Origin of the sequence: Pseudonocardia pini, from assembly GCF_013870575.1 — a bacterium.
Lineage (GTDB): Bacteria > Actinomycetota > Actinomycetes > Mycobacteriales > Pseudonocardiaceae > Pseudonocardia > Pseudonocardia pini.
The window spans coordinates 1-4497 of the sequence record NZ_JACBXB010000448.1 but is presented as its reverse complement, the minus strand read 5'-3'; the positions used below and the strand labels follow the sequence as shown (position 1 = coordinate 4497).

General features: G+C 73.5%; 4 protein-coding genes. 3 read left to right on the top strand and 1 reads right to left on the bottom strand.

All coding sequences use genetic code 11. From position 1 onward, the window contains the following. Positions 1-52: 52 nt before the first annotated feature. A complete protein-coding gene (locus H5J29_RS21920) occupies positions 53-1840 on the bottom strand; it encodes an ABC transporter ATP-binding protein (protein WP_181782925.1) in 1788 nt (595 codons plus the stop codon). 150 nt (positions 1841-1990) lie between these two features. Between H5J29_RS21920 and fgd the strand changes: the two genes are divergently transcribed. The 3 genes from fgd to H5J29_RS21905 all read left to right on the top strand — a co-directional run bounded on the left by fgd (position 1991) and on the right by H5J29_RS21905 (position 4444). Further along, positions 1991-2995, top strand: a complete 1005-nt coding sequence (gene fgd, locus H5J29_RS21915) for a glucose-6-phosphate dehydrogenase (coenzyme-F420) (RefSeq protein ID WP_181782924.1) — start codon at positions 1991-1993, stop codon at positions 2993-2995. Continuing rightward, a complete protein-coding gene (locus tag H5J29_RS21910) occupies positions 2992-3777 on the top strand; it encodes an enoyl-CoA hydratase/isomerase family protein (RefSeq protein ID WP_181782923.1) in 786 nt (261 codons plus the stop codon). The genes fgd and H5J29_RS21910 overlap by 4 nt, the downstream gene beginning before the upstream one ends. A gap of 211 nt (positions 3778-3988) precedes the next feature. Beyond that, complete coding sequence (locus tag H5J29_RS21905) at positions 3989-4444, top strand: ATP-binding protein (RefSeq protein WP_181782922.1); 456 nt, start codon at positions 3989-3991, stop codon at positions 4442-4444. The last annotated feature ends 53 nt before the right edge of the window (positions 4445-4497 follow it).

Here is a 4497-nt window from a genome sequence, read left to right as displayed (position 1 = left end):
CGGGTGACCTCCGTGGTGTCGTCGTCCCCGACCCCCTGCCAGCTCAGATCGGTCATGACCGCACCAGCTCACCGGACAGCAGGTCCCGGTAGGTCGCGTTGTCCGCCAACAGGTCCGTGTGCCGCCCGACGGCGGTGACCCGCCCCGCCTCCAGCAGCGCCACCCGGTCCGCGAGCTGGACCGTCGACGGCCGGTGGGCCACCACCAGCGAGGTGACCCCGCCCAGCACGCTGCGCAGCGCCGCCTCGACCTCCGCCTCGGTGTGCACGTCCAGCGCCGAGAGCGGGTCGTCGAGCACCAGCACCGGCGGGCGGCCGATCACCGCGCGGGCCAGCGCCAACCGCTGCCGCTGCCCACCCGAGAGCGAGATCCCCTGCTCACCGATCCGGGTGTCGAGGCCCCACGGCAGGCGTTCCACGAACCCCGTCGCGCCCGCGATCCGCAGCGCCTCCCAGACCTGCGCGTCGGAGGCGTCCGGCACGCCGAGCGCGACGTTCTCCCGCACGCTCGCGGAGATCAGCACCGGGTCCTCGAACGCCGTGGCGACCACCCGCCGCAGGTCCGCGAGCCGCCACCGGCGGACGTCGACGCCGTCGACCAGCACCTGCCCGCCGGTCACGTCGGCGAGCCGCCCGACCAGCGAGGTCAGCACCGTCTTGCCGGAGCCGGTCGCCCCGACCAACGCCATCGTCTCGCCGGGCTCGATGGTCAGGTCCACCCCGCGCAGGACGTCCTCCCCGCCGAAGCCGAAGCGGACCCCACGGAACTCGATCCGCCCGCCCCCCGGCGGCGGCGAGACCGCGTCCGGGGCGTCGACGATCGCCGGCTCGACGTCGAGGACCTCCCAGAACCGCCGCGTGGCCGCCGCGGCGTTGCCCGCCTCGGTGAGCAGGAAGCCCAGCGAGGCGATCGGCCAGAACAGATAGGTCATGATCGTGACGCCCGCGACGAGCGTCCCGACGGTCAGCGCGCCGGTGGCCACCCCGTAGGTCCCCAGGGCGAGGATCGCGGTGATCGCGGCCTCCGGAAGCAGGACCAGCACGCACCACAGCGCGGCCCGCAGCCGCACCTTGTGCAGCTCGGTGCCGCGCAGCGTGCGGGCGTCGGCGAGGAAGCGGGCGGCGATCTCCTTGCGGCGGCCCAGCGACCGCAGCACCCGCACCCCGAGGGCGGACTCCTCGACGATCGTCGCGAGGTCGCCCGTCTGGTCCTGGGCGCGGCGGGTCACCGCCGCGTAGCGCCGCTCGATCCGCAGCGTGAGCAGCACGAACGCGGGGGTGAGGACCAGCAGGGCGGCACCGAGCAGCCACGACAGCGACCCCAGCACCACGATCCCCACCACCGCGGTGACCGTGTTGACCACCAGGAACACGCCCGCGAAGGCGAGGAACCGGCGGATCGTCGACAGGTCCTGGACCGCCCGGGACAGCAGCTGGCCCGACGGCCACCGGTCGTGGAAGGCGATCGGCAGCCGCTGCAGGTGGGCGTAGAGGTCCGCCCGCATCGTCGCCTCGATCCGGGTGGTGGGACGGGCGACCAGCCTGCGGCGCAACAGGAGCAGCAGGGCCTCGAGCAGGCCGAGGGCGAGCACGCCCGCCACGAGCCAGGGCAGCGCGGAGAGGTCGCCGCGGGTGATCGGGCCGTCGACGATCCCGCGGGTGACCAGCGGGATCGTCAACGCGGCGAGGTTGCCGACGAGCGCGGCGACCAGGGAGCCCAGGAGTGCACGGCGGTGCGGACGGATGTAGGGGGCGAGACGGCGCAGCGCGGCGAGGGTCGCGGCCGGGGCCGGGGTGCTCGCCGCGGGGGTCGCCTGCTCCTCGTCAGGAGTGGCGCTCATGATGACTCCACCGTACGAACTCCCCACCCCTGCGCGCATCCGACTTCCGGCACGATCGCACCGTGCGACCTGAACCACGGTGGAGGTCAAGCGATTCCGGGCCGGCGTGTAGTAGACCTGTGGGCAAGAGGGACGACCGGAAGGACCAGCGTGGACCTCAAGATCGGTTACAAGGCCTCGGCGGAGCAGTTCGGGCCCCGTGACCTGGTGGAGTACGCCGTGCGGGCCGAGGAGGTGGGCCTGGACAGCGTGTGGGTGTCGGACCACTTCCTGCCCTGGCGGCACGAGGGCGGGCACGCCCCGTCGGCCCTGACGTGGATGGCGGCGGTGGGGGAGCGCACCCGACGGGTGCAGATCGGCACGAGCGTGACCACGCCGACGTTCCGCTACAACCCGGCCGTGATGGCCCAGACCTTCGCCACGATGGCGCTGCTGTACGACGACCGCGTGATCCTCGGGGTCGGCACCGGCGAGGCGCTCAACGAGATCGCCGTGTCCGGGATGGAGTGGCCGGAGTTCAAGGAGCGCTTCGCCCGGCTGCGCGAGGCGGTCCGGTTGATGCGCGCGCTGTGGACCGAGACCGACGTGGACTTCGACGGCGAGTACTACCAGCTGGTCAACGCGTCGATCTACGACCGGCCGGAGAGGCCCGTGCCGGTGTACATCGCCGCCGGCGGGCCGCAGGTGGCGCGGTACGCGGGCCGCCAGGGCGACGGCATGATCTGCACCTCGGGCAAGGGCATGGACCTCTACACCGAGAAGCTGATGCCCGCCGTGACCGAGGGTGCGGAGAAGGAGTCCCGGGATGCCACGGCGATCGACCGGACCATCGAGATCAAGCTGTCCTACGACCGGGACCAGGCCGTCGCGCTGGAGAACACCCGGTTCTGGGCGCCGCTGTCGCTGACCGCCGAGCAGAAGCACACGGTGGACTCCGCGGTGGAGATGGAGCGCCTCGCGGACGAGCTGCCGATCGAGCAGGTGGCCAAGCGCTGGATCGTGGCGAGCGACCCGGACGAGGCCGTCGCGCAGATCAAGCCGTACCTCGACGCGGGTCTCAACCACCTCGTCTTCCACGGCCCGGGCCAGGACCAGGAACGGTTCCTCACCCAGTTCACCGAGGACGTCGTCCCGAAGCTGAGGGAGCTGGCATGAGCGACACGGTGGTGCGAGACGGGCGGGTCCTGACGATCAGGGTCGCCTCGGGCAAGGCCAACGCCGTGGACGAGGAGGCCATGACCGAGGTCGCCGCCGCGCTGCGCGGGCTGGCCACGGTCGAGCAGGCCGCCGAGCAGGGGATCGGGGCCGTCCAGATCGTGCACCCGGGCGGCAACTTCTGCGCGGGCGGGGACGTCCGGGCCTTCGCGGGCGCGCCGGACCGCGGCGTCTACGTGAAGCACATCGCGGACGTCTTCCACGAGTTCCTCGAGTCCTACGTGCAGTGCGCGGTCCCGACCGTCATCGGCGCGCAGGGCTGGTCCGCGGGTGCCGGGATGAGCATCGCCCTGGCCACGGACGTGCTGCTGGTCGGCGGCTCGTCGAAGATCCGCCCGGCCTACCCGGGGATCGGCTTCTCGCCGGACGGCGGGATGAGCTGGACGCTGCCGCGGATCGTCGGGCTCGGCCGGGCGCGGCACATCATCATGACCGACCAGGTCCTGGGCGCCGAGGACATGCTGGGGCTCGGCATCGCGTCCGTCCTGGTGGACGACGCCGACCTGGCCGCCGAGGCCGCGGCCACTGCCTACAAGATCGCCCAGGGGCCCACCGCGGCGCTCGGGCGGATCAAGCGGCTCCTCGCGGGCACGTTCGACCACGACCTCCGCAGCCACCTGGACGCGGAGGCCGCGGCGATCTCCGCGAGCGCGGCGGGCCCCGAGGGCGGCGAGGGTCTCACCGCCTTCGGCGAGAAGCGGGCACCCCGCTTCCAGGGCTGACACCGGCCGACGTCGGGCCCGACGCGGAGGGCTGAACAGCGTCGATGCGCTGCGTGTCCCGAGCGGAGACGAGCCCGGCGGCGGGGGTGCCGCCGAACGGGCCCTTCGTCCGCCGGGACCCGTGTGCCGGTTTGGAGGCCCCCGGCGCGGGGGACTCCTGCCGTGGCGTCGGAACCGGCGTCGAGCCTCGATCTCCGGGAGCCGAACGCTCGTGAACGCCCAGGGCCTGCCGGGCCGCGTCCCCGCCGCGGTGACGCCCCTGCGACCTGTCGAGCAGGCCGAGGAGCTCCGGGTGGTGCGCGCCGCCACGGTGGACTCGCTGGCGGCCATCCGCTCGGTCGTGTCGACCTGGGCCCGCGCCGCGGGGCTGCCCGCGGACGCCCTCGTCGATCTGTTGCTGGCGGTGGGGGAGGTCACGGCCAACGTCGTCGACCACGCCTACCGCGGCGGTGCACCCGGCTCGGTCGAGGTCGACCTGCAGGTGCGGGCCCGACGCTCGGGCCGGGTGATCATCGCCCGGATCCGCGACCACGGCCGGTGGCGGCCCGAGACGGCGCCGAGCCGGGACCGCGGTCGCGGGCTCCCCATGATCCGCGCGCTCGCCGAGAAGCTGCGGGTCGCGACCACGGCACAGGGCACCGAGGTCTTCCTCGAGCTCGCCGTCTGACACACTCGAGAAAGCGACGAGCCCCGACCGGTCCGGTCGGGGCTCGCGGCGTG